The organism is Streptomyces sp. NPDC007095 (assembly GCF_040634475.1).
Taxonomy (GTDB): Bacteria; Actinomycetota; Actinomycetes; order Streptomycetales; family Streptomycetaceae; genus Streptomyces.
Map to the genome: position 1 here is coordinate 1 of NZ_JBEYFS010000016.1, position 23,050 is coordinate 23,050.

Below are 23,050 nucleotides of genomic sequence, written 5' to 3' on the forward strand. Positions count from 1 at the left end.
GCCCTCGTACTGGACGTACTTGGGTCTGTGCCTGGTGCGGTGAGAGTGCGTGCATGGCGTCGCGGGGCAGACGGGAATTTGACGACAGGGCCTAGCGGCCGGGGCCCAGGTCGAAGATCCCGTACGCGAAACCCTCGGCGGTGATCGTGGAGCCGTTCACCGTGACCCCGTCGGCTTCTACCGGCGTCCCGGCGCGAGCACTGTCGTAGGCGCAACTCGCCTTCTGTTCCTGTGGGTTGATGATCACGAGGTACCTTCCGCCGCGCAGGTACACGAACGGATGGCCGGCGTGCACCACCTCCACCGAGCCCCGGGAGCCGAGCTGCGGGGTGTGGGTGCGCAGGGTGACGAGGCGGCGTACGAGGTGGAGGAGCGAGGTCTCGTCGGCGCGCTGGGCGGCGACGGTCGGGCGGGTGGGCGACGGGTCCACGGGGAGGTAGAGGCGGTCCGGCGCGGCGGTGGAGAAACCGGTGTTCGGGCCCTCGTCCCACTGCATCGGTGTGCGGGAGCCCGCGCGGTTGTAGCGGGGACCGAGAACGCTGCCCTCCTGGTCGGGCAGGCCCGGAAGGTAGCGCATGCCGATCTCGTCGCCGTAGTAGATCGCCGGGAGCGTCGGCCAGGTGAGCTGGAACGCGAAGGCGGCGGGCAGTTGCTCGGGTGTGCGCGGGCCGCAGTTGAGGCGGGAGAAGTCGTGGTTGGCGGTGGGCAGGGAGATGAAGCCGCTCGCACCGAGCGCGGTGGACGCCTTCTCCCAGGCTTCGAGGAAGGGGCGCGGTGAACCCCGGCCGCTGCGGTCGAAGAAGCAGTCGAGCGGGTCCCAGCTCTCGTTGACCGTCCCCTCGCCATTGCTCCACAGCGAGCGCAGGGCGAGGCCGTCGGTAGGGCCGCCGAACTGGAGGAAGAAGTCCGCGTGGAAGCCCGCCGGGACGGACACCTCCGGCTCGCCCCACTCCGAGAGCAGCACCGCGTCCGGATGCGCGTCGTCCAGCCAGTGCCGCAACTCGGCCCAGACCTTGGCGGTTTCCGTTTTGTTCGGGTCGTCCTTGACGAGCGAGGCGGCCATGTCGACACGGAAGCCGGACAGGCCGAGCCCCAGCCAGTGGTCCATGATCGTGCGCAGCGCCGCCCGGTTGGCGCGCGGTCCCTCGGCGTCGACCGGCAGGCGCCAGGGTTCGGCCGGATTCGCCCGCGCGTAGCCGAAGTTGAGGGCGGGCTGGAAGGCGAAGAAGTTCGGCAGGTACGCGCCCGGACGGGTGCCGGGGGAGGGGACGAAGCCGCCGGGACGGCCCTCGGACGACCAGATGTACCGGTCGTCGGCCGGATCGTTCGCGGCGGCCTCGAACCACGGGTGCTCGTCGGAGGTGTGCCCTGCCACGAGATCCAGCAGGACCCGGATGCCGCGCCGGCCCGCCTCGTCGACCAGCTTGGCCAGGTCGTCAAGGGAGCCGTAGCGGGGTGCGACGGCCAGGTAGTCGCTGACGTCGTACCCGGCGTCGCGGAACGGTGAGACGAAGCACGGGTTCAGCCACACGGTGTTCACGCCCAGCCACGCGAGGTGGTCGAGGCGCTCGGCGATCCCGTTGAAGTCGCCGATGCCGTCGCCGTCGGAGTCGGCGAAGGACTGTGGATAGATCTGGTAGAAGACGGCGTCGGCCAGCCAGGCGGGGGCGGGACGGAACGAAGTCATGAACGGGACCCTAGACCGGCGCCCGGGGCGCGCGCTGCCCCTAAGCTGAGGGCGATGTTCACCCCGCAAGGTCCCACCCTCCGCGAACTGGCCGCGCAGGCCCTGTCCTCCGTCGAGCACGGCTATGACCTGCTCGCGCCCAAGTTCGACCACACGCCGTTCCGGACTCCGGAAGCGATCCTCGACGCCGTGGCCCGTGCACTGGGCCCCATCGGCCCGTTCGACCACGGTCTCGACCTGTGCTGCGGCACGGGCGCGGGCATGGAGGTGCTGAGCGCACTGTGCCGGGAGAGGGTCACCGGGGTCGACATCAGCGCGGGGATGCTGGCCGTGGGGCGGGAGCGGGCGGGTACGGGAGAACTGAAGCGTACGGATGCGGACGCGCCGGGGGTCGCGCGCCCCGGATCGTACGAGGGCGTGTACCAGGGGGCGTCGCCGCGCCTCGCGTGGGTACGGGGTGACGCGCGCGCTCTGCCCTTCGGCGCCGTCTTCGATCTCGTCGTCAGCTTCGGCGCGTTCGGGCACTTCCTGCCGCGCGAGCTGCCGGGTCTGTTCGGCCAGGTCCACTCCGTACTGCGACCGGGCGGGCGTTTCGCGTTCCCGGTCACGGCCCCGCCGCGTCCGAGTTCGCCCTGGTACTGGGCCCTGTTGGGCTTTGACGCGGCGATGCGGGTGCGCAACGCCGTCTGGCGGCCGCCGTTCGTCATGTACTACCGGGCGTTCCGGCTCGGCGACGTACAGCGGGAGCTGAGGCGGGCGGGGTTCGAGGTGGACCTCCTGGCGCTGCCCGAGTTCGGGTGGCGGCGTGACGGCAGTCCGCGATGCCGGATGGTGGTGGCCACCCGAAGCGGCGGCGCCTCCTCCGCCGCTTCGGATGCCGCTTCCGGTTCCGGCTGACGCGCGCTGTCCCGGGAGGTCAGGCGAAGCGGCGGACGAAATCAGCGCGGTGTCGGCGACCTCCTGCCAGCCGTGGCCGATGGTCAGCGCGTGGCCACGGTTCGGGATCTCCGTGATCTCGGTGACGCCCGGGTTGTGCTGCCGCTTCTTGTACGAGGCGTTCGCTGTCGCCCAAGGCACGGTGTGGCCCTTCTCGCCCGAGATGATCAGCAGCGGGCCGCGGTCGGGGTTCTCGGCGTCGGCCTTGGTCTCGGTCCACGGGTTGAAGTCCGCCGTGGCGGCCTGGAAGAGCGGGGCGCCCGGCGCGGTACGGCGAACGTGTCGTACAGCTCCTTGGCCTCCTCCTCGCTCACCGCGTTGGCGAAAGCCGTAGCGGAACTGGTCGAAGGTGAGCGGCCCGCCGGTCCCCGCTGCTCGGCAGCAGCCACAGGCCGTGGACGAAGACGACCGGGACGCGGCCCGTGGCGTTGGCCCGCTCGATCTGCTGTGCGTCGTTGGTGGTCGTGTCTCGAAGCCAGTCGCGCACGGCGCTCCCGGGATCTGTCACATGACTGCATCCTCGGACCGGGGTCACCCCGCCGCCGGCAGTGTGAACTCGTAGACGAGGGCGTCCTGTTGGGCCTCTACCACCAGTTCGGTGATCTCCAGGGGCCGGTCGTACTGGTCGTGCACGCGCCGGGTGACCCGCACGGACTGCGGGAGCCGTGTGATCGCGTCCCGGTGGTGCAGGGTCAGTCCGGCCTTGCGCATCCAGTCGTACGCCCGCCGCAGCTGCGCCGACGCGGCGCCGTCCGCGCGGTCGCGGTAGCGGGCGAGTTCCTCGACCTCGGTCACGGCGACGGCGGAGAAGGAGGTGACGGCCGTACGCAGTCCGCTGCCGTCCGCCGCGGCCGACTCGTAGCGATGAACGAGGGTCGGCCGGGCCGGCGCGAGCCCCAGTGCCTCGGCGTGCTCGGGCGGAGGAGCCTCCCAGGTGACGCTGGCGCGGTGGACGGCGCACGGCTCGGCGGTGTGCGCGCCGACGGGGAAGTCGAGCGAGGGGATGTGCTCTGCGGTGGTGCCGGTCAGGGTTGCGTGGCTGCCGCGCCGGTCGGTGGAGACGAGGCCGTCTCGCCGCAGCCGCTGCAGCGCCTGCCGTACCGTCTCGCGGCTGACGCCGAAGCGCGTGGCCAACTCTCTTTCCCCCGGGAGTCGTTCACCGGGCGGAACGGTCCCGTCGCGCAGCTCGCCGAGCAGTTGTGCGGCGATCCGCGCGTAACGGGGCTCCTGGTCGGACGGGTGGGTGCTGGATGGACTGGTGGTGCGGGCCATGTCCGCGCCTCCTGCGAGGTGACCGTGGTGAGCGGGGTGATCGTGCTGATCGTGGTGACAAGACGTAGCCGTGCGGGCTCTGTGCGCCACCAGATCTAGCATTGGTCTAAACCACGAGGGAAGAGCGGTCGGACGGTTCGGCCGGTTTCGGCCCGCACCCACCGGGCGTCGCGGGCGCCCTCAGAGCGCGCTGTACAGGGCGTCCACAAGCGCCATCTTCCTTGGGTCGTCGGCGATGTGGGGGCCCATCCGGTTCATGACGTACCCCAGGGAGAGGCCCGACTCCGGGTCGGCGAGACCGCAGGAGCCGCCGAAGCCGTCGTGTCCGAAAGCCCTCGGGTTGGGGCCGTACGAGCCATTGGGGCCACTCAGCCACAGCCCGAGGCCGGCTTCCGTCTCGTGCTCGAACCCGGCGCCGAGCACCAGGTCCCGGCAGCTGCCCTGCCCCTCGCGCACCCGTTCCGCGGCCTCCGGGGAGAGCACCTGCCGGGAGCCGTACGCACCGCGCCCGGCGAAGATCCCGTACAGCGCCGCGACCGCGCGGGCCGTGCCGTGGCCGTTGGCCGCCGGTATCTCGGCAGCCCGCCACCCGGCCGTGTTGGCCTCGGTGGCGCCGACCAGCGGGTTGGTGAGGGCGGCCACCGCCGCGGGCGCCAACTGGGCGAAGATCGCCGCCTGTTCACTGCTCGACGCGACCGGCGGATGCACCAGCTCGGCCGCCCGGTCGGCCTCCTTCTCCGGCAGCCCGATGGTGAAGTCGATTCCGAGGGGCCCGGTCACCTCCCGCTCAAGGAACGCGCCAGGGCGCAGCCCGGAGACGTGCCGCACCACCTCTCCCACCAGATGGCCGAAGGTGAGCGCGTGATACCCGGACCGGGTCCCCGGCTCCCACCACGGCTCCTGCGCCGCCAGCCGCTCCACGGTCAGCTCCCAGTCGCAGAGCTGGGCCAGATCGTGCGGCTCGCGCAGCCCGGCCAGCCCCGCGCGGTGCGACAGCAGATGCCGTACGAGCACGGACTCCTTGCCCGCCGCCGCGAACTGGGGCCAGTACGCGGCCACCGGGGCGTCGAAGTCGAGCAGCCCGCGATCGGCCAGGATGTGCGCGCACAGCGAGGTCGGCCCCTTGGACGTCGACCAGACGTTGACCAGGGTGTCGCGCTCCCAGGGCCGGGTGCGTGCCGCGTCGGCCCAACCGCCCCACAGGTCGACCACCGTCTCGCCGTCGAGCGTGACGGTCACGGCCGCGCCGAGCTCGTCGCGGCCTTGGAAGTTCTCCTCGAACGCGGTGCGCACCGCCGCGAAGCGGGCGTCGCAGTGGCCGTGAACATGCGGCGCGGGCTGGGTCATGGGACCTCCGTCATCCATCGGGACTCCGGCCCTGAACGTACCGACTGGTCGGACTGGTGGGAAGCGGTGTGACGGCATCCGTCTTCCGTACGTGTCGCGTCGCCCGTCGTCCCTTCATCGCGGCATCTTCCGAATGTCACCCAACGCCCCTACGCTGCACGTCGGTTGACCACCGAGACACAGGAGGCAGGGGGAACATGCGCAGACATGTGAGGGTGTTGACGCGTACCGGGATCGCGGTGGCGACGGCGGGAGCCCTCGCCCTGACCACGGCCCCCGGCGCCACCGCCGCGGACCTCTCGTACTCCGCCAGCACCTCGGTCGGCGTCCACAATTCCTACGACAAGGCCAAGTACACGTACTTCGCCGACGCGCTGGACTCCGGCGCCGGAATGCTCGAACTCGACGTGTGGACCAATGTGTTCGGCGCCTCCTGGCGCGTCTCGCACAGCAATCCGATCGGCAACGACAACAACTGCGAGAACGCGGCGAACGCCTCCGAGCTGCGCACCAAGTCCCGCAACCGCGACCTCGCCGGCTGCCTCTCCGACATCAAGGCCTGGCACGACGCACACCCGGGCCACCGGCCGATCCAGCTGAAGATCGAGATGAAGGACGGCTTCCAGGCCAACAACGGCCGCGGCCCCGCCCAGCTGGACGCCCTGCTCACCGCGAAGCTCGGCGACGCCCTGCTGCGCCCCGCCGACGTCGTCGGCTCCCACGGCGACCTCGACTCGGCCGTACGCGCCGACGGCTGGCCCGCCCGCTCGGCCCTCGCGGGCAAGTTCATGGTCGAGCTGATCCCCGGAACCGTCGAGGAGGGCAACCCCCTCGACTCGCTCTGGACCGACCGCGAGTACGCCACCCACCTCCGCGACCTCGCCGCGGCCGGGCGGCTGCGCGAGGCGGCCGCCTTCCCCGCCGTCCACAACGCGGCCACGGGCGACCCGCGCACCCGCTACACGGACCCGACCATCCGCCCCTGGTTCGTGATCTTCGACGGCGACGCCGCCACCTACGCGAACGGCACCATCGACACCGCCTGGTACGACGACCGCCACTACCTCGTCGTCATGACCGACGGCCAGAACGTGCCCCCGGCCATCGATGCCACCAACCCCACCCAGGCCCAGGCCCTGGACCGCGTCGCCCTCCTCGCCCGGCAGCACGCCAGCGTGGTCTCGGCGGACTGGTACCCCCTGCCCGCCGTCCTGTCGACGGTCGTACCGCGCGGGACGGCGGGCTGAACACCGGCCGTCGCCTCTCCACGGCGTGTCAGAGGTACGCGGGCAGCCAGGCCAGCTTGGCCGCCTCCTGGTAGGGGCCGCCGCCCTCGTGGTCGTTGAAGTCGTAGACCTCGATCTTCTTGTCCTCGTGGTCCCAGGCGTTGAAGGCCGCGAAGATCGTGGAGGGCGGGCAGGTCTGGTCCTCCAGCGCGACCGAGAAGAGGGCAGGCGCCCGCCCGCGCGCCGCGAAGTGCACCCCGTCGAAGTAGGACAGCGTGCGCAGGACGTCCTCGGTGCGGCCGCGGTGGGTCTTGAGGTAGCTGCCGATCTCCCGGTACGGGTGCCGGTCCGTCAGCGTCGTCGCACGCGGGAAGTCGCACAGGAACGGCACGTCGGGCGCGATCGCGGCCAGGTCGGGGACCAGACCACCCACCGCGATGGTGATCCCGCCGCCCTGGCTGCCGCCGACGGCCGCCACGCGCTCCGCGTCGACCAGCGGATGCGAGCGGGCCGCCTCCACCGCGCGCACACCGTCCGTGAACACCCGGCGGTAGTAGTAGTTCTCGGGGGCGTCGATGCCACGGGTCATGTAGCCGGGGTACGCGGGCGCGCTGCCCACCGGGTCCGGGGTCTCGCCGCCGCCCCAGGCGCTGCCCTGGCCACGGGTGTCCATCACGAGGTGGGCGAAGCCGGCCGAGGCCCACAGCAGATGCGTGTGCGAGAGGCCGCGACCGCCGCCGTATCCGACGAACTCGACGACCGTGGGCAGGGGGGAGTTCGCCCAGGCGGGCAGCGTGAGCCAGCCCTTGACCGGGTGCCCGCCGAACCCGGCGAACGTCACGTCGTACACCTTGACCGTCTTGAGCGGCGTCTCGACGGGTTCGAAGCGGGCGTCGAGGTCGTGCTCACGCGCCTCTTGGAGGGTCTTGGCCCAGAAGGTGTCGAAGTCCTCGGGCTCGGCGGACGCGCTGCGGTATTCGCGAAGTTCGTCGAGGGGGAGGTCGAACTGGGCCATGAAGGACCACCTTTTGACGTCACGGGTGCGGATGATCACACCGTACGTGTGACGCCGGAGTGCCGCCAGACCTCCCTTCGGTCAGGCACCGGGGCCGTGGACGCGGGCCACGGACCAACCGCAGTCCCGGCGCCCGGCCCGGTCGTCCTCACTCTTGCGCGACCAGCGGTTGGCGTTCACGGCGACCTCCTTCGCACCGGCCCCGACGCGGCGTCGGGCGGGCGAGCGCCACGTTAGGAAGCGTCGACCCGCCGTGCCACGTCACGCGTGCACAGTCGGGCCGCCGGACGCGCCGCCGGTGCGGACGGGAGCCGTTGCGGTGCACAAGAGGGCGGGCGCGCCCCCTCACCGGTGCACAGTCCGCCGCCGGTGAGAAGCGGGCTCAGGCGAGCGGCAGGAAGGGGCGGCCGGTGCCGGCGTGCAGCGCGAACGCCAACGGGCGTACGCCGCTGAGCGCCTGCTCGTGCTCGTTCCCGTCGAGCGCCTCCGACTCGTCCGGGCCCACCGGCAGGTCGCGCTGGATCAGCGGTGCGGCGGCCCGCAGGTGACTGCGGACCGTCACCGGCGCCAGGCCCAGCGCGGCGGCCGTCCGCCCGGTGTGGGTGTCGTTCTCCAGCCAGACCCGGAGCGTGCGCAGCAGATCACGGCGGTCGGCCCGCAGCGGCTCGAGGAACGAGTCGGCCCAGGCGCGGACCTCCGGAGCGGACACCATCGCGCTGAAGTCGGCCCCCGGGTCCGCCGAATGCGCGTCATGACCGTACTTCACGACGACCTGGAGCGCCGTCGAGACCACCACCCGGTTCAGGACCTGGCCGCGGTCGAGGCCTAGCAGTCCGAAGCCCTTGCTGATGCGGTGCGTCACCGTGTTGCGGTGGATGCCGAGCAGCCGGCCGACGGCCGTGTGCGGGAACTCGAGCCCCAACTCCAGTGTCCGTACGATCTGTTCGCGCTGTCCGGCCGGCAGGGTGAGCACCGGGCGCAGCAGTGTGCCCGCCCACCGCCGGGCCGCGGCCGGCGGCAGGACGTCCATCAGGTCGGCACGCTGTTCGGCCAGCGCGACCCGGCCGGGCGACCGGCGCGCCGTCAGGAGGGTGCCGGCCGCCTGCGTGTAGGCGTCCGCCACACCGCTCAGCGCGTACACCCGGCTGCCGCCCATGCAGTGCCCGGGCAGTGCGGCGACGACCGACTCCAGCGCGCGGCGCACACCGCCCGGAGCGTCCTCGTCCGTCTGGAGCGGATCGACCACGATCAGGTGATTGAACACCGGGCACCGCGCCAGCAGCGCGCGTCCGGCGAGCGCGTCCTCCGCCCGCCGGAGTGCCACCTCACGGTCCTCCCGCGCGCAGTCGATCACATGGACGCGCACCGACTCGGTCGCCAGCAGCCCCGGCGCGAGGCCGGCCAGCACACGCTGGGCCGCCACCTCCTCACCCACCATCAGCAGTTGCAGGACGCTCAGCTGCACCTCACGCCGGGTCTCGGCCAGTTGGTCCCGCAACCGAGTCCGGTCGATGAGACCCAGCGCCTTCGCCGCGTGCCCCAGCAACTCGGTACGCACGTCGTCGAGCGGACGGCGGGCGGTCACCGACAGCACCGCGCCGGAACCGGCGGCGTTCAGAGGGAGCGACTCCGTGTGCGTCCGGGGGGAGGCGGCGCGAGGGGGCCGCCGAGTGAGGTGGTCGGGCGCCGCGGCCAGTACACCGCGCAGGGGATCACTGACCACCACGTCCGCGTCCACGGCGGCCGCCAGCCAGTCCGCGATCCGCTGCATCGCCTCCGTGTCAGCGTCCGCGTCCGCATCCGTGTCCCTGTTCGCGTCGGCGAGCCGGTCCGGAAGCCGGTTCAGCAGCGCGGTGAGCTGATCGGCGTGCCATTCGGCCTGCCGGTAGCGGTACTCGCGCAGCCGCGGGATCAGTTCGTGCCAGTCGCGCAGCTCCTTCGTCGTGGTCAGCAACGGTACGCCGAGGCGGACGGCCGAGCTGCGGATCACCACCGGAACGGACTGCGCGCCGTGCTGCCCGACCACCACGGCGACTCCGGCGGCCCGCTGCCGCGACAGCTCACGCAGCAACGGCTCGACCCCCTCGTGCACGGCCGTCCGCCCGGAAACCCAGAAGTCACCGATCACCACCAGCGCGTCCCTCACGTCACCGAGCGAGCCGCCCGCGGTCGCGGCCAGGGACAGGACCCGTACGGAATCGACCGCGCGGTCGGCCATCGGACCCCCGTTGACGAACCGAAGACAGAAGTCGGGCTCCTCGCACAGGTTGATCAGCGTGGGCATGGTGTCCTTCCCGTGTCGATGGCGCACCGGCCGCTGTCGACACCGTAGGCGCGTCCACCTCCGGACCGCAGTACGGGGTGCGCGAAAAAGACGCAGGACGGCTGGTACCCCTCCGCCATCAAGACGGGTGGCACCCCCGCCATCAAGCCGTGTGCCGTCGCCACTTGGGCCCCGTACACGCCCAGTCCCGCTCCCACTCGGCCAGCCGGCGACGCGCGGCGATCCGCCGTACGGCGAAATGCCAGGCGAGTACGACGGCCACGACCCCCGCGGCGGTCGACGCGCCCGTCGTCAGCGCGTGTTGCCAGACCGAGCCGGCGCTCACCGGCGGACCGACGTTCCGGCCGCGCGCATCTAGCCAGACGGCGACGCGGTCGCCCCGCTGCCCGCCCGCGGGGACCAGGGCCTCGCCGGTCCGCGGCCCCTTGCCCGGCTCGGTCCAGCGCACCTTCACCCGGAAGGTGGGCAGCCTGGCACCCTGCGGCGAGGGCACGGCTGCGGGCGCGGTCTCGACGAGTACGGCGCTGACCCGGTGCCGCTCGGCCCGCTGCGCCGCCGCCCGTGCCTGCGCGCTGTCGTACCGCCACCACCCCACAGCGGCTCCGGCCAGTGGCGCACCGACGAACAACAGCACGGCGACGGCCAGGACCGTCCACGCCTCGACGACGTCCGAGCGGCGGCGCAGCGGATTGCGACGCCAGCGCCAACCGCGTACCCGGGTACGCATCTTCACCTCCTCGCCTCCACGGCCTTGCCCGCGGAGGGCCGAACGAGCCCCCGCACCGGGACGATTCGGCTCACCCGGCGTGACTGATCCGTGCCTCCTGTGGAACCCGCGAACCACTCCGCGCAGCGAACAGGAGCCACCATGACCTGTGCCCATCCAGCAGCACTCGACGCGCACTGGCGCGTAACCGACCCCCGTACGAACGGCAGTTGCCCGAGGTCGCGCCCCCAAGGAAGGCGGGAGCCATGAGCACCGGCACGCGGACGATCACCGTGGGCATCGACGGCTTGCGGCCCAGCCTGGACGCGGCCGACTGGGCCGCCCGCGAGGCGCAGCGCCGCCGGCTCCCCCTGCGGCTGCTGCACGCGGGGACCGAACCGGCCGTCCTCGGCCGCGTCTGCGACGCCGACGTTCCCGCCGGGCGCACCCGCGCCGCACTCGACCGGGCCGCCATCGAACTCTCCTACGCCCACCCGGCGTTGGACATCATCGCCCGCCGCACCGCGACACCGGCGGTCCCGGCGCTGCTGGCCGCGGCCGTCGAGGCGGAGACGCTGGTTCTCGGCTCGCGCGGCCGTACGGGGAGCGGGGGGTTCCCGGTCGGCTCGGTCGCCCTCGGCGTCGCGGCCCGCGCCGACCGCCCGGTCGTGCTGGTGCGCGCGGGCGAACTCCCCGAGGACGAACGGATGCCCGTCGCCGACGGCTCATCGCCGAGTACGGCGCCCTGCCTGCCGGTCGTCCTCGGACTCGATCCGGACGCCTCGGCCGACGACCTGATCGGCTACGCCTTCGACACGGCCGCCGTCCGCTCGGCGCCGCTGCACGTGGTGCACCCGTGGACCGTGCCGACCAGCACGCTGCGGCCGTGGCGCCACAGGTTCCCCGGGACCGCGGTCAGCGAGCACCGCGTCGACGGGGATCCCGGCCCCCGTCTGCTGGAGGCGTCCGCTCGGGCCGGTCTGCTGGTCGTCGGGCGCCGCACGGGCCGGGGTCCGGGCCGCGCCGCGCGGTCGCTGATCCGGCACGCCGGCTGCCCGGTAGCGGTCGTGTCGCACGACTGACCGGGTTCGACGGGCGAGGACGTTCCAGTTGACCGGGCTCGACGGATGGGGACGTCTCAGCCGACCGGGTTCGAGGGAAGAGGGCGTCTCAGCCGAAGCGTTCGATACGAATGCGGTCCACCGGCTGCCCGGCCTCCACCAGCAGCCGCGAGGCGTGCTCCGCGAACCCGTTGGAGCCGCACACATAGGCCTCCCAGCCACCGGGCGGCCGCTCGGCCAGCAGTGGCGCCAGATGCTCCGCCGCGAGCCGTCCCACGGCCGTCCCCTCGGGGGCGGTGCGCGTGAAGACGGGCGTGGTCTCGGCGCCGTACTCCCGCGCGTAGATGAGCTCTTCGGGGCCGCGGGCGGAGACGAGCAGCCGCAGCGGCACGTCCAGCGCGCGGGCGCGATGGTGGCGCAGCATCGACATCAGCGGTACGACACCGGAGCCCGCGCCCACGAGCAGCGCGGGCCGGTCGCCGGGCCAGGCGAAGAACCCGCTGAGCGGGCCGCGCACCTCGACCGAGTCACCGGGCTTCGCCACCGTGTGGAACCAGCCGGAGACCTCGCCGCCCTCGACGTGGTCGAGGGTGAGTTCGATGTGCCCGGCGTCGTCGGGCGGCGACGCGAGAGAGTAGTGACGCTGCGCCACATAACCGTCCTGGGCGGTCAGCCGCAGCATCAGGTGCTGCCCGGGCAGATGCCCCGCCCACTCCGGCGCCGCGAAGCGGAACGTGGCGGCGCCCGGCGTCTCCCGGCGGATCTCGGTGAGCGTGGCGGTCTGCCAGATGGCGGCGGCCCGGTTGCTCACCGCGATCCGCCCGGGCACGGCGAACCGGGTGGGGGGTACGAACGTGTCGGTCATCGTCTCAGTCACCGGAGTAGCGCTGCTCTTCCCAGGGGTTGCCGCGTGCGTGGTAGCCGTTCTGCTCCCAGAAGCCCGGCTCGTCGTGGTCCAGGAGCCTGAGGCCCGCGATCCACTTGGCGCTCTTCCAGAAGTACAGGTGTGGCACGATCAGCCGCGCCGGGCCGCCGTGTTCGGCGGGCAGCGGCCTCCCCTCGTACTCCCAGACGATCCAGGCACGACCGCCGGTGATGTCGGCGAGCGGAAGGTTCGTGGTGTACCCGGTGTGCGAGTAGGCGACCACGTGGGTGGCGGACGCGTCCGGGCACACGGTGTCCAGGAACGCGTCCAGGGAGACACCCCCGAAGCGCACCCCGAACTTCGACCAGCTCGTCACACAGTGGATGTCGCCCTCGTACGCCGAGGCGGGCAGCGCGTGCGCCTGCTCCCAGGTCCAGGTACGCGGCTCGGCCACCAGCCCGTCGACCCGGAAGGTCCAGTCGGCGGCTGCCAGGTCGGGGGTGACCTCGGCGGACAGGACGGGCCAGTCGTCGCCCGCGTCGTACTGGCCGGGCGGCAGCCCGGCGTTGTCGACGCGGGGGCGCCCGGTGAAGGCTCGGGTGACGTTCATGGCGGTGGTGCCTCCAGGCCGTCGGGTGCGGCGGCCCGCGGCCGAGCGTGATCGGTGCGTACGCAGTCAACCGTACGTGGCGGTACAACCGTACGTGACCGCGGGCCGTGCTCCGGGCCCGGGTGCGGTCCCGATCATTGCGGCCGTATGAACTCTCCCGGGAGCCGGGAATAGCCGCGCCGTGATCTTCCTTGCCGATAGTGCCGCCCGTGGTGGTGACGGCGGAGGAGAGTGAGGAAGCAGATGCCCAAGGCGTACGTCTTCACCCGGTACGGCGGACCGGAGACCGAGGCCCTGGTGGAGCAGGACCGGCCGAGCCCGGGCCCCGGCCAGGTACTCGTGGCGGTTCGCGCGGCGGGCGTGAACCCCGTCGACTGGAAGCAGCGGACCGGATACGCCCGCCCCGGCGCCGGGCCCCGCGAGCTCCCCGCCGTCCTCGGCAACGAGGTCGCGGGCGTCGTCGAGGAGCTCGGTCCCGACGTGACCGGGTTCACCGTGGGGGACGAGGTCTTCGGTAACCCGGTGGCCGGCGGATACGCCGAGTACGCCCTGCTGCCGACCGCGGTCACCGCCCACAAGCCAGCCGCGCTCTCCTTCACGGACGCGGCGGCCCTGCCCGTCGCCGCGGCGACGGCGTACGACGGGATCCACCAGCTCGGCCTGCCCTCCGGCGCCACCGTGCTGATCACCGGTGCGGGCGGTGGCGTCGGCGTCGTGGCCACGCAGATCGCGCGCTCTCTCGGGCTCACCGTGGTCGGCGTCGCGAGCGAGGGCAAGAAGGACTTCGTCGAGGAGCTCGGGGCCGTACACGTCCCGTCGGGGCCGGATCTCGCCGAGCGGGTGCGGGCCGCCGCGCCGGACGGGGTGGACGCCGTCTTCGACCTGGTCGGGGGCGAGGTGCTGGAAGCCGCGGCGACCTTGCTGGACGACCGTACGAAGCTGATCACCGGTGCCGACCGGGAGACGGCCGCCCGGCTCGGGGGCGGACCCGTCGAACGCGCCCGCACCGCCGCCGTCCTCGACGAGGTGGCGCGCCTGGCGGTCGACGGCCGGCTGAGGCCCTTCGTGACGCGGACCTTCCCCCTCGACCGGGCCGCCGAGGCGCTGCGCACGGTCGAGGACGGCCACGCCCGCGGCAAGATCGTGATCGAGGTCGCCCGATGAGCGACCGTCGCCTCACGAGCCCCCGTCCGCCGGCCGGCGCCACGCACCCGCTGGACAACCCCGCCCTCGCCTCGCTGACCGGCCCGCACGCCCACTTCGCCGAACGCCGGGGCAGCGCCCTGCGCTATCCCGCGGACGTGTCGCCGTGGCTGGCCCTGCCCGACCACCCGACCGACGACGACTGGGCGGACCTCGCCGCCCTCGTCGGCCCCGGCGGTGAGGCCCCGCTGGCCGGCTTCAACGGGCCGACCCCGGAAGGCTGGGAGGTGATCTTCAGCCTGGACGGCGTCCAGCTCGTCGACGACGGACTCGCCGCGGCGCCGGACGCCGAAGCGGTGCGGCTCGGCTCCGCGGACGTACCCGAGATGCTGGACCTGGTGGAGCGCACCAGGCCCGGTCCCTTTCTGCCGCGCACCGTCGAGCTCGGCACCTATCTCGGCATCCGGCGCGGCGGCGCGCTGATCGCCATGGCGGGGGAACGGCTGCACCCGCCGGGCTGGACCGAGATCAGCGCGGTCTGCACCGACCCGGACTTCCGCGGCGAGGGGCTCGCCTCCCGCCTGATCCTGGCCGTGGCGCACGGCATCCGCGAACGCGGCGAGACCCCCTTCCTGCACACCGCCGCGAGCAACATCAACGCCATCCGGCTCTACGAGTCCCTGGGCTTCAAGCTGCGGCGCAGCACCCGGTTCATGGCGGCACGGGTTCCGGAGCACCTGACGGACGGCCGGGCCGTGGGGGTCCGTTGACGGCTCCCGAATGGCCTCCGGTGGTGAAGCATCAGCTCTCGGAGGCCTTCGCGGCGGGCGGCGCCCCGGCCGCCGCAGTGTTGTACCGCACCAGATAGGCGGCGAACCGCTCCAGGTCCGCCGCCGGCCAGTCCGCGAGCCGCTCACGGAACGCGATCCGGCGGCTGTCGGTCACCTGGGCGAGGATGCGGGTGCCCGCCTCCGTCAGCTGGAGCACCTGCACCCGGTGGTCCTCGGGGTCGACTCGGCGTTCGATGAGCCCGGCCCGCTCCAGGGCCGCCACCTGCCGGCTCACCGTGGACTTGTCCAAGGCATAGTGCGCGGCGAGGTCGGTGGCACGACAGCCGCCGCTTTCCTCCAGATGACCCAGCAGGGTGTACGAGACCAGCGACAGCTCCGGATGCATCCGCCCCGCCGAGGCCCGGGCGCGGCGGGCGAAGGCCGTCATCTCGCGCTGGATGGTCTCGACGGACGCGTCGGCTGCATGCACGGGAGCTCCTTCTCTCTAGTTGCATTGTACAACTTGGTGGCCCATGGCAGGCGGAGGCTTGGCGGTCCGCGACCGGCGGAGGCGAGAGAGGGCTTCCGCCGCCGTCCGGCCCTTCCTGTAAGGTGACCGTCCTGGCTGCGGACCACCCCAGCCCGGGAGTTGCCGAGGAGGTGAGACCCATTACCGCTGTGTCAGGTCGGGTGCTCTCACCTCAGGACCCTGCGGATCGCCGCCTGTAGGTGACTGCGAGAGCGCCCTTCGGCTCACCGAAAGGCTTCTCGGCTCTCATGTCCCCTCTTTCCGATTCCGTTGTCGCCGCGCTCCGCTCCGCGGGCTGTGTCTTCGCCGAGGACGAGGCGGAGTTGATCCTCTCCACCGCCCGCACCCCGGACGAGGTCACCACCATGGTGGACCGGCGTGTCTCGGGACTTCCCCTCGAACACGTCCTCGGCTGGGCCGGGTTCCACGGCCTGCGCATCTTCGTCGAGCCGGGCGTCTTCGTACCCCGCCGCCGCACCGAGTTCCTCGTCGACCAGGCCGTGGCTCGCGCGCGCGGCGCCTCCCTCGTCGTGGACCTGTGCTGCGGCTCCGGCGCGGTGGGCGCCGCACTGGCCGCCGCCCTCGGCGGCCCCGAACTGCACGCCGCGGACATCGACCCGGCCGCCGTGCGCTGCGCGCGCCGCAACGTCGCACCCTTCGGCGGGCACGTCCACCAGGGTGACCTGTTCGAGGCGCTGCCGGACACCCTGCGCGGCCGTGTCGACGTCCTCACCGCCAACGTGCCGTACGTTCCGACGCGCGAGGTCGGCCTCCTGCCCCCGGAAGCCCGCGACCATGAGCCGCTCGTCGCCCTGGACGGCGGCGCGGACGGCCTCGACGTCCTGCGCCGCGTCACTGCCGAGGCGCCCCGCTGGCTGGCCCCGGGCGGCTGCCTCCTGGTCGAGACCAGCGAGCGCCAGGCACCCACGGCCGTCGAGGCCTTCGCCCACGGCGGCCTGACCGCCACGCTGGCCGTCTCCGACGAGTTGTACGCGAACGTGGTGATCGGCACCAGGTCCCGGGCGGCCTGACCCGCGAGGCGGGCTCGGCGAGCGCCCGGGCCCGCCCGTCGCCATGGAAGGGGTACCGCCGAGGTGAGCCCAAAAGGGGCCAGTTGTTGCCGCTGGGCTCCCAGATCCTGCCACTGGGCGGGGCGGATCCCGCGCAGTGTCAGCCGCTCGTGGACGAGGATGAGCAGCCGTTCGATCGCGCCCATCACACCCCGGTCGTATACGACGTCGCGTCGGGCCTTCAGCGACAGGCGGCCCTCGGTCAGGCTTTCGAGATCCATGGTCCGGTTGAAGTGCTGGATCTCGTGCCGTACGACTGCCTGTGCAGCCAACTCACGCTCGTCGTCGGAGAGTTCAGCGGGGAGGCGGTCGAACTCGGTGAGCGCGTCGAGGATCCGCACCAGTTCGTCCGGCCCTGTACCGAGGGCGAGTGACTCATGTAACTTCTCGGACCCGGTTCCAGGCGCGATGAGTTCCGCGGCGACGTTCAAGGCGCTTGATCAGGTCGGCGACGTGCTCGATCCGTGTCGCGGGCGATATCTCCGCGAGCGCGCTCTCGTCCACCAGGTTGAACTTCTGCAACAGGTGGCTGGCGAGATCTTCGTCGATTTCCCAGTTCTTTTTCTCGTACACAGCGGGGGAGGCCTCGAACGCCAGCAGGTCCGGGTGTATCGCGCGGTGTGATACCGGGCTCCCTCTTGTGGTTCATGGACTTCAAGCACTCACGAACGTGGCGGGAAGGGGCCCCTCAGGATCACCCAGGTTGCGGAACTCGCAGGTGACCGGCCATCTCAGCGTTCCTTCAGAAGAGCCGCACCCGAATCATAGTTCCCACATTCTGCCGTGATCTCGGCCGTCGCTTGCGCCGCGGTGAAGAAGTCGTCGGCCAGCGGCGAGGTGCGCGATGCCGCCATCGCGAGGCACACCTGGTCGGGCGCGAGTTCCGGGATCGGTACGTAGCTGATGTCCGGACGTGAGTAGAACACTGTCTCCGAACGCCCCACGAACGAGATGCCCCGGCCGGCCGCGACGTGCTCGAGCTTCTCCTCCACGCCGCGCACCCGGAGCCCGGAGTCGGGGTGCGGGCGCCTGGTGGGCTGCGTGCTCGGGTCGGCATGCCAGACCAGCGGCTCACCGGCTAGGTCGGCCTCGGTGACCTCCTCCTTGCCGGCCAACCGGTGGCCTGCGGGCAGCACCACCATGAGTGGCTCGGTGTAAAGCGGGGTCACGCGCAGGCCGGTCTCGTCGATGGGCAGCCGCACATAGCCGACGTCGATGCGGCCGTCGAGCAGCATCGGGGCCTGGTCGTCCCATTCGATCCGCTGCACGTCCACGACCACGTCCGGATGCCGGGCCTCGAACGCCCTGGCCGCCGGGATGACCGGGATGCCGGTCCGGAAGCCGACCGCCAGCCGCCGGCTGCCGCGGGCGGCCACGGTCACCCGGCGGCGGACCGCGTCCGCGGAGGCGAGCAGCGGACCGGCGTCGGCCAGCAGTTGTCGGCCGGCGTCGGTCAGCACCACGCCGTGGCGATCCCTGGTGAACAGCGAGGCGCCGAGATCCTGTTCCAGCGCGCGGATCTGCCGACTGAGCGCCGGCTGCGCGATATGCAGCTCTTCAGCGGCGCGGCCGAAGTGCAGCCTGTCGGCGACGGCGAGGAAGTAGCGCAGTTTGCGCAGGTCCAGATCCATGGGGGCATGGATGGGGATCTTGGTGATGTCAGGGCGTGACGGGGAGGCTAGCGAGGTGCCGCGAGTACGTCCCGGAGTACGTTCTCGAGCGTGACGCGGGCCAGCTCGTGTCTCAGGGTCTCCTCGATGCCCTCGTAGACGCCCTGCATCGCCGGCTGGATGCCGTAACCCACCACGCATCCCTGGTCCGGGGTGGTGCGGTGCATCGCGAACAGCGGGCCGGGTTCCACTGCCTCGTACACGTCGAGCAGGGTCATCGAGCCCAGCTCGCGCGCCAGCGACCAGCCCGCGCCCACACCCCGCCGGGACTCCACGAGCCCGGCCCTGCGCAGCTCGCCGAGCAGCCGCCTGATCACCACGGGGTTGGTGTTCGCGCTCGTCGCGATCTGCTCGGAGGTGGCGACCTCATGGCCCTGGCGCTGGTAGAGACCGATCCAGGCCAGCGCGTGGGCGGCAAGGGTCAACCTGCTGTTGGCGCTCATGAACCCCTCCTCTCGGCCGCAACACTTTATGTTACGACAGCACAGTCGTAACAGTTATGGTTGCAACCAGGTGTCGTAACAATTAGTGTTACGACTATCGGGAATGGTCAATCAACGAGGTGAGAAGAATGAGCAAGCCACTCACGGGCAAGGTCGCCCTGGTCACCGGGGGGTCGCGCGGACTGGGAGCCGCGACCGTACGACTGCTGGCCGAGCAGGGCGCCGATGTCGCCTTCACCTATGTCAGCTCCGAGAAGCAGGCGCAGGCCGTCGTCGACGATGTGCGCCTCAAGGGAGCGAAGGCCATCGCCTTCAAGTCCGACCAGGCAGACATGAGTCAGGCGCCGGCGCTGATCGACGACGTGGTCGCGCACTTCGGCGGCCTGGACATCCTCGTCAACAACGCGGCGATCTCGGTGGAGCAGGGCCGCACGGTGGACGACCCGGACGCCGACACCGCCGCACTGGACCGGATGCACGCCACCAACTACCTCGGCGTGATCGCCGTCATCCGGGCCGCCTCCCGAGTGCTGCGCGCGGGCGGCCGCATCATTACGGTGAGTTCCGGCCTGGGCTCCCGGGTCGGTGTCCCGGGCCTTGCCGACTACTCGGCGACCAAGTCAGGGATCGAGAGGTACACCATGGGGGTCGCACGGGACCTCGGGCCCCGGGACATCACGGCCAACGTCGTGGAAGCCGGACTGATGGAGGGCGGCATGGAAGGGCCGGACGCCGAGACCGTCAAGGCCCTGGTCAGCTCGCTGTCCCTGCAACGCATGGGTCACCCCGAAGAAATCGCAGCGGCGATCGCCTTTCTGGCGAGCCCCGCCGCGTCGTACGTCACGGGCGCGGTGCTGGACGCCCACGGTGGCTACAACGCCTGAACCGGAACCCCTGCCGCGCCCCGAAGGAAATCCCGTCTTCGGGGCGCGCACCGCCAACGACCCGCGCGTGCGTGGGCACGCCTCAGGAAGCCCGGATCGTGATCGTGTTACGAGCTCTAAGGGCTCACAGAAGAACAACATGCGGGCGCGCGACGTGGTGATCTGCCAAGTCACCTGCAAAACCCACAAGTTATTTCTCTGCGAGCCCTAAGGGCTGTCCTGCCTTTCACGCGTGGGTCTGAGCCGATCGTTCGTAGGATCGGAGGGCCCGGGGGCTCCGGGTATGGCTGTAAAGGCTGAGCCGCTTGATGGCTTACGGGACTTGGCCGCCCGGAGCCCCGCGACGACTCGACCCCCAATTGGGGGACGCGCCTCGATCGCTGCCGTAAGACAACGTCGGCGAGGTCGTCTGCGGGATCGGTGTACGACGAGCTGGCGGAGGTGACCGTGGCCGAGATCTGGGCCGGGGTGGACATCGGCAAGACGCATCATCGCACCGTGGTGATCAACGCGGAGGGCGAACGACTCCTGTCGCGCCGGATCCTCAACGACGGGACGGAGCTGTTGGCGCTGATCGGCGAGGTGCTGGCGTTGTCCGACGATGTGCTGTGGGCCGTCGATCTCAACCATGGCGGTGCCGCCCTGTTGATCGGCCTGCTCATCGCCCGTGATCAGCCCGTCGCCTACCTCACTGGCCTGGCGGTCCACCGAGCGGCGGCCACCTACCGGGGCGAGGGAAAAACCGACGCGGAGGACGCCTTCGTCATCGCCGACCAAGCCCGCGTCCGCCGGGATGTGGGGCTGCTCAGGCCCGGCGACGAGATCGCCGTCGACTTGCGCACCCTGACCACCCGGCGCCTGAGAGCGAGCCGGATCGCTCCGTAGACGCCGCCGGGGATAGCGCCCACTCTCTGCTGCTCCTTCACGTTCGGGTACGGCGTCCGCTCTGCACGGGAAAGCCGTCCCGGTGGCACGGGGGAGGCCACCGGGACGGCTTTGCCCAGCGTACGCCCGCAGGCCGTCAGCACCCGGCCTTTCCAGCAGGTCGGCCGCCGTGCGCAGGGCGGCGGCAAGGCCCTGCTGGGCCCACGTGCCGCACCCGGAGATCCGCAGGATCTCGACGCTGCCGAAATCCCAGTATCCGCAGACGACCCGTCAGCGCTTCAAGATCATCCCACCCTTTTGGGCCTACCTCGGCGGTACCCCTGGAACGGGCCCGCCGGTCGCCATGGAACGGGGCCGGCCGTCGCCACGGAGCGGGGCCGGCCGTCGCCACGGAGCGGGGGCGCCCGTCGACGACAAGGAGCGGGGCGCCCGTCGACGACAAGGAGCGGGGTCGCCCATCGCCACGGAGCACGGTCGGCCCTCGTCGAGTGACCTCCGTCATTGTGCAACTAGTTGCATAAGGCGTTGTCCGTCGTCTACAACAGACACACGACACCGCGCACGGAGGGCCCGATGAGCCGTTACCCGCACCTGATGAACCCGCTCGACCTTGGCTTCACCACGCTGCCCAACCGCGTACTCATGGGCAGCATGCACGTGGGCCTGGAGGAGGCCGAGCGCGGATTCGAGCGCATGGCGGAGTTCTACGCGACCCGGGCCCGCGGCGGCGTCGGTCTCATCGTCACCGGCGGCATCGCGCCCAACGACGCGGGACGGCCGTACGAGGGCGGCGCCAAGCTGACCACCGAGGCGGAGGCCGAGCAGCACACCGAGATCACCGCCGCGGTGCACCGCGAGGGCGGGAAGATCGCGATGCAGATCCTGCACTTCGGGCGCTACGCCTACCACCAGGACCTGGTCGCCCCGAGCGCCCTACAGGCCCCGATCAGCCCCTTCCCGCCGCACGCGCTCACCGACGCCGAGGTCGAGCGGACCATCGACGACTACGCCCGTGCCGCCGGGCTCGCACAGCGGGCCGGGTACGACGGCGTCGAGATCATGGGCTCCGAGGGCTATCTGATCAACGAGTTCATCGCCGCCCAGACCAACAAGCGCGAGGACCGCTGGGGCGGCTCGTACGAGAACCGCATGCGCTTCCCGGTCGAGATCGTGCGGCGCGTGCGCGAGGCCGTCGGCGAGAACTTCATCATCATCTACCGGCTCTCCATGCTGGACCTGGTGCCGGGCGGCTCCACCCTGGACGAGGTGATCACGCTCGCCCGGGCCGTCGAGGCGGCCGGAGCGACGATCATCAACACCGGCATCGGCTGGCACGAGGCCCGTATCCCCACCATCGCGACCTCCGTGCCGCGCGGCGCCTACACCTGGGTGACCAAGAAGGTCATGGGCGCGGTCTCCATCCCCCTGGTCACCACCAACCGCATCAACACCCCCGAACTCGCCGAGCAGTTGCTCGCCGAAGGTCACGCGGACATGGTGTCGCTGGCCCGACCGATGCTCGCCGACCCCGACTTCGTGGCCAAGGCGGCGGCCGGGCGGCCGGAGGCCATCAACACCTGCATCGGCTGCAACCAGGCCTGCCTCGACCACACCTTCAGCGGGAAGATCACCTCCTGCCTGGTCAACCCGCGCGCCTGCCACGAGACGGAACTCGTCCTCGCACCGACCCGGCTGCGCAAGCGCGTCGCCGTGGTCGGCGCCGGGCCCGCCGGCCTGGCCTGCGCGGTCTCCGCGGCCGAACGCGGCCACGACGTCACCCTCTACGACGCCGCGAGCGAGATCGGCGGCCAGCTCAACGTGGCCCGCAAGGTTCCCGGCAAGCAGGAGTTCGACGAGACGATCCGCTACTTCCGCACCCAGCTCGAACTGCACGGCGTGGACGTCCGGTTGAACACCCGCGTTGCCGCCGAGGACGTCTCCGCCTACGACGAGGTCGTGGTCGCCACCGGCGTCAGCCCGCGCACCCCCGAGATCCCCGGCGTCGACCACCCCAGCGTCGTCGGCTACCTCGACGTCCTGCGCGACGGCGCCCCCGTCGGCGACCGGGTCGCGATCCTCGGCGCCGGCGGCATCGGCTTCGACGTCGCCGAGTATCTGACCGACGGCGGCGACAAGGCGAGCGAGGACCCGGCGACGTACTTCCGCCACTGGGGCGTCGACATGGACTACCAGGCACCCGGCGGCCTCGCCGCACCCGAGCGCCCTGCCCCGCCGCGCACGGTCCACCTCCTTCAGCGCAAGGCCTCCAAGGTCGGCGCCGGACTCGGCAAGACCACCGGGTGGATCCACCGCACCGAACTCAAGCACCGGGGCGTCACCATGGTTCCGGGCGTCCAGTACGACCGGATCGACGACGCCGGACTGCATGTCACCGTCGAGGGCCACAGCCAGGTCCTGGAGGTCGACACCGTCGTGCTGTGCACCGGCCAGGAGCCGCGCCGTGACCTGTACGAGCAACTGTCCGCGGCGGGGCGCAGCGTGCACCTCATCGGCGGCGCCGACGTGGCCGCCGAGCTGGACGCCAAGCGCGCCATCAAGCAGGGTACGGAGCTGGCGGCAGCGCTGTGACCGGGCGAGCCGCGGCCGGGGCGGTCGCGCCCGGGGCCTCGGTCCGGCGTCCCTAGGA

The 23,050-nt window shown here is 71.7% G+C and carries 22 protein-coding genes and 1 pseudogene; 10 read left to right on the forward strand and 13 right to left on the reverse strand.

The window, feature by feature from the left end:
* Positions 1 to 91: 91 nt before the first annotated feature.
* A complete protein-coding gene (locus ABZ656_RS08010) occupies positions 92 to 1,687 on the reverse strand; it encodes an alpha-amylase family glycosyl hydrolase (protein ID WP_360265663.1) in 1,596 nt (531 codons plus the stop codon).
* A 54-nt stretch (positions 1,688 to 1,741) separates the two neighbouring features.
* On the opposite strand from ABZ656_RS08010, the gene ABZ656_RS08015 reads away from it, so the two are divergent.
* Positions 1,742 to 2,584: a class I SAM-dependent methyltransferase gene (locus ABZ656_RS08015; protein ID WP_101407440.1), complete on the forward strand. Its 843-nt coding sequence runs from the start codon at positions 1,742 to 1,744 to the stop codon at positions 2,582 to 2,584.
* Between the two features lie 349 nt (positions 2,585 to 2,933).
* Here the strand turns inward: ABZ656_RS08015 and ABZ656_RS08020 are convergent, their stop codons facing one another.
* From ABZ656_RS08020 to ABZ656_RS08030, 3 genes are all read right to left on the reverse strand, one after another.
* Entirely contained in the window at positions 2,934 to 3,131 is a 198-nt protein-coding gene (locus ABZ656_RS08020) for a hypothetical protein (RefSeq protein ID WP_360265667.1), read from the reverse strand.
* A gap of 23 nt (positions 3,132 to 3,154) precedes the next feature.
* Positions 3,155 to 3,895, reverse strand: coding sequence for a GntR family transcriptional regulator (locus ABZ656_RS08025; protein ID WP_101407439.1), 741 nt, complete (start codon positions 3,893 to 3,895; stop codon positions 3,155 to 3,157).
* A gap of 180 nt (positions 3,896 to 4,075) precedes the next feature.
* Positions 4,076 to 5,242, reverse strand: a complete 1,167-nt coding sequence (locus ABZ656_RS08030; RefSeq protein ID WP_101407438.1) for a serine hydrolase domain-containing protein — start codon at positions 5,240 to 5,242, stop codon at positions 4,076 to 4,078.
* A 197-nt stretch (positions 5,243 to 5,439) separates the two neighbouring features.
* On the opposite strand from ABZ656_RS08030, the gene ABZ656_RS08035 reads away from it, so the two are divergent.
* Positions 5,440 to 6,489, forward strand: coding sequence for a phosphatidylinositol-specific phospholipase C domain-containing protein (locus tag ABZ656_RS08035; RefSeq protein WP_180362701.1), 1,050 nt, complete (start codon positions 5,440 to 5,442; stop codon positions 6,487 to 6,489).
* A 28-nt stretch (positions 6,490 to 6,517) separates the two neighbouring features.
* Here ABZ656_RS08035 and ABZ656_RS08040 read toward each other — a convergent pair whose 3' ends face one another.
* From ABZ656_RS08040 to ABZ656_RS08050, 3 genes are all read right to left on the reverse strand, one after another.
* Positions 6,518 to 7,483, reverse strand: coding sequence for an acetylxylan esterase (locus ABZ656_RS08040; RefSeq protein ID WP_101408429.1), 966 nt, complete (start codon positions 7,481 to 7,483; stop codon positions 6,518 to 6,520).
* Positions 7,484 to 7,865: 382 nt separating this feature from the next.
* Positions 7,866 to 9,767: a helix-turn-helix domain-containing protein gene (locus tag ABZ656_RS08045; RefSeq protein WP_101407436.1), complete on the reverse strand. Its 1,902-nt coding sequence runs from the start codon at positions 9,765 to 9,767 to the stop codon at positions 7,866 to 7,868.
* A 142-nt stretch (positions 9,768 to 9,909) separates the two neighbouring features.
* Entirely contained in the window at positions 9,910 to 10,494 is a 585-nt protein-coding gene (locus ABZ656_RS08050; protein WP_360265673.1) for a hypothetical protein, read from the reverse strand.
* A 245-nt stretch (positions 10,495 to 10,739) separates the two neighbouring features.
* On the opposite strand from ABZ656_RS08050, the gene ABZ656_RS08055 reads away from it, so the two are divergent.
* Positions 10,740 to 11,555, forward strand: coding sequence for a universal stress protein (locus ABZ656_RS08055; protein WP_360265676.1), 816 nt, complete (start codon positions 10,740 to 10,742; stop codon positions 11,553 to 11,555).
* 88 nt (positions 11,556 to 11,643) lie between these two features.
* Here the strand turns inward: ABZ656_RS08055 and ABZ656_RS08060 are convergent, their stop codons facing one another.
* Positions 11,644 to 12,399 carry a ferredoxin reductase gene (locus tag ABZ656_RS08060; protein WP_360265679.1) on the reverse strand — a complete coding sequence of 252 codons (756 nt, stop codon included), beginning with the start codon at positions 12,397 to 12,399 and terminating at the stop codon, positions 11,644 to 11,646.
* Positions 12,400 to 12,403: 4 nt separating this feature from the next.
* Complete coding sequence (locus ABZ656_RS08065) at positions 12,404 to 13,009, reverse strand: sulfite oxidase-like oxidoreductase (RefSeq protein ID WP_101407433.1); 606 nt, start codon at positions 13,007 to 13,009, stop codon at positions 12,404 to 12,406.
* 243 nt (positions 13,010 to 13,252) lie between these two features.
* Between ABZ656_RS08065 and ABZ656_RS08070 the strand changes: the two genes are divergently transcribed.
* Both ABZ656_RS08070 and ABZ656_RS08075 read left to right on the forward strand, forming a co-directional pair.
* Positions 13,253 to 14,173 (forward strand): NADP-dependent oxidoreductase, encoded by a 921-nt coding sequence (locus ABZ656_RS08070; RefSeq protein WP_360265682.1) that lies wholly within the window; start codon positions 13,253 to 13,255, stop codon positions 14,171 to 14,173.
* Positions 14,170 to 14,922 (forward strand): GNAT family N-acetyltransferase, encoded by a 753-nt coding sequence (locus ABZ656_RS08075; protein WP_101407431.1) that lies wholly within the window; start codon positions 14,170 to 14,172, stop codon positions 14,920 to 14,922. The genes ABZ656_RS08070 and ABZ656_RS08075 overlap by 4 nt, the downstream gene beginning before the upstream one ends.
* 31 nt (positions 14,923 to 14,953) lie before the next feature.
* Here ABZ656_RS08075 and ABZ656_RS08080 read toward each other — a convergent pair whose 3' ends face one another.
* Entirely contained in the window at positions 14,954 to 15,412 is a 459-nt protein-coding gene (locus ABZ656_RS08080; RefSeq protein ID WP_101407430.1) for a MarR family winged helix-turn-helix transcriptional regulator, read from the reverse strand.
* 287 nt (positions 15,413 to 15,699) lie between these two features.
* Between ABZ656_RS08080 and ABZ656_RS08085 the strand changes: the two genes are divergently transcribed.
* Positions 15,700 to 16,482: a putative protein N(5)-glutamine methyltransferase gene (locus tag ABZ656_RS08085; protein WP_360265686.1), complete on the forward strand. Its 783-nt coding sequence runs from the start codon at positions 15,700 to 15,702 to the stop codon at positions 16,480 to 16,482.
* Between the two features lie 86 nt (positions 16,483 to 16,568).
* Positions 16,569 to 16,895, forward strand: a complete 327-nt coding sequence (locus ABZ656_RS08090) for a hypothetical protein (RefSeq protein ID WP_101407429.1) — start codon at positions 16,569 to 16,571, stop codon at positions 16,893 to 16,895.
* A 1-nt stretch (position 16,896) separates the two neighbouring features.
* Here the strand turns inward: ABZ656_RS08090 and ABZ656_RS08095 are convergent, their stop codons facing one another.
* The 3 genes from ABZ656_RS08095 to ABZ656_RS08105 form a co-directional block, all read right to left on the reverse strand.
* Positions 16,897 to 17,094 carry a hypothetical protein gene (locus ABZ656_RS08095; RefSeq protein WP_101407428.1) on the reverse strand — a complete coding sequence of 66 codons (198 nt, stop codon included), beginning with the start codon at positions 17,092 to 17,094 and terminating at the stop codon, positions 16,897 to 16,899.
* Positions 17,095 to 17,252: 158 nt separating this feature from the next.
* Positions 17,253 to 18,152, reverse strand: a complete 900-nt coding sequence (locus tag ABZ656_RS08100; RefSeq protein ID WP_360265690.1) for a LysR substrate-binding domain-containing protein — start codon at positions 18,150 to 18,152, stop codon at positions 17,253 to 17,255.
* A gap of 47 nt (positions 18,153 to 18,199) precedes the next feature.
* The gene (locus ABZ656_RS08105) at positions 18,200 to 18,634 is read right to left on the reverse strand and encodes an Rrf2 family transcriptional regulator (RefSeq protein ID WP_075032814.1); all 435 of its coding nucleotides are present in this window, start codon (positions 18,632 to 18,634) and stop codon (positions 18,200 to 18,202) included.
* Between the two features lie 128 nt (positions 18,635 to 18,762).
* Here ABZ656_RS08105 and ABZ656_RS08110 point away from each other — a divergent pair, with 128 nt between their 5' ends.
* The 3 genes and pseudogenes from ABZ656_RS08110 (at position 18,763) to ABZ656_RS08120 (ending at position 22,992) form a co-directional block, all read left to right on the forward strand.
* Positions 18,763 to 19,518 carry an SDR family oxidoreductase gene (locus tag ABZ656_RS08110; protein ID WP_101407425.1) on the forward strand — a complete coding sequence of 252 codons (756 nt, stop codon included), beginning with the start codon at positions 18,763 to 18,765 and terminating at the stop codon, positions 19,516 to 19,518.
* Positions 19,519 to 19,965: 447 nt separating this feature from the next.
* Positions 19,966 to 20,376 (forward strand): annotated as a pseudogene (locus ABZ656_RS08115) (IS110 family transposase); the annotation flags it as partial.
* Between the two features lie 600 nt (positions 20,377 to 20,976).
* Positions 20,977 to 22,992: an NADPH-dependent 2,4-dienoyl-CoA reductase gene (locus ABZ656_RS08120; RefSeq protein ID WP_360265694.1), complete on the forward strand. Its 2,016-nt coding sequence runs from the start codon at positions 20,977 to 20,979 to the stop codon at positions 22,990 to 22,992.
* Positions 22,993 to 23,050: the final 58 nt, after the last annotated feature.

Excerpts from the sequence above, each read along its gene's own strand:
- ABZ656_RS08110 (WP_101407425.1), top strand. The coding sequence starts at position 18,763 with ATGAGCAAGCCACTCACGGGCAAGGTCGCCCTGGTCACCGGGGGGTCG.
- ABZ656_RS08120 (WP_360265694.1), top strand. The coding sequence starts at position 20,977 with ATGAGCCGTTACCCGCACCTGATGAACCCGCTCGACCTTGGCTTCACC.
- ABZ656_RS08030 (WP_101407438.1), bottom strand. The coding sequence starts at position 5,242 with ATGACCCAGCCCGCGCCGCATGTTCACGGCCACTGCGACGCCCGCTTC.
- ABZ656_RS08040 (WP_101408429.1), bottom strand. The coding sequence starts at position 7,483 with ATGGCCCAGTTCGACCTCCCCCTCGACGAACTTCGCGAATACCGCAGC.
- ABZ656_RS08065 (WP_101407433.1), bottom strand. The coding sequence starts at position 13,009 with ATGAACGTCACCCGAGCCTTCACCGGGCGCCCCCGCGTCGACAACGCC.
- ABZ656_RS08085 (WP_360265686.1), top strand. The coding sequence starts at position 15,700 with ATGTCCCCTCTTTCCGATTCCGTTGTCGCCGCGCTCCGCTCCGCGGGC.
- ABZ656_RS08015 (WP_101407440.1), top strand. The coding sequence starts at position 1,742 with ATGTTCACCCCGCAAGGTCCCACCCTCCGCGAACTGGCCGCGCAGGCC.
- ABZ656_RS08045 (WP_101407436.1), bottom strand. The coding sequence starts at position 9,767 with ATGCCCACGCTGATCAACCTGTGCGAGGAGCCCGACTTCTGTCTTCGG.
- ABZ656_RS08010 (WP_360265663.1), bottom strand. The coding sequence starts at position 1,687 with ATGACTTCGTTCCGTCCCGCCCCCGCCTGGCTGGCCGACGCCGTCTTC.
- ABZ656_RS08105 (WP_075032814.1), bottom strand. The coding sequence starts at position 18,634 with ATGAGCGCCAACAGCAGGTTGACCCTTGCCGCCCACGCGCTGGCCTGG.
- ABZ656_RS08055 (WP_360265676.1), top strand. The coding sequence starts at position 10,740 with ATGAGCACCGGCACGCGGACGATCACCGTGGGCATCGACGGCTTGCGG.
- ABZ656_RS08025 (WP_101407439.1), bottom strand. The coding sequence starts at position 3,895 with ATGGCCCGCACCACCAGTCCATCCAGCACCCACCCGTCCGACCAGGAG.
- ABZ656_RS08075 (WP_101407431.1), top strand. The coding sequence starts at position 14,170 with ATGAGCGACCGTCGCCTCACGAGCCCCCGTCCGCCGGCCGGCGCCACG.
- ABZ656_RS08060 (WP_360265679.1), bottom strand. The coding sequence starts at position 12,399 with ATGACCGACACGTTCGTACCCCCCACCCGGTTCGCCGTGCCCGGGCGG.
- ABZ656_RS08070 (WP_360265682.1), top strand. The coding sequence starts at position 13,253 with ATGCCCAAGGCGTACGTCTTCACCCGGTACGGCGGACCGGAGACCGAG.
- ABZ656_RS08035 (WP_180362701.1), top strand. The coding sequence starts at position 5,440 with ATGCGCAGACATGTGAGGGTGTTGACGCGTACCGGGATCGCGGTGGCG.
- ABZ656_RS08100 (WP_360265690.1), bottom strand. The coding sequence starts at position 18,152 with ATGGATCTGGACCTGCGCAAACTGCGCTACTTCCTCGCCGTCGCCGAC.
- ABZ656_RS08050 (WP_360265673.1), bottom strand. The coding sequence starts at position 10,494 with ATGCGTACCCGGGTACGCGGTTGGCGCTGGCGTCGCAATCCGCTGCGC.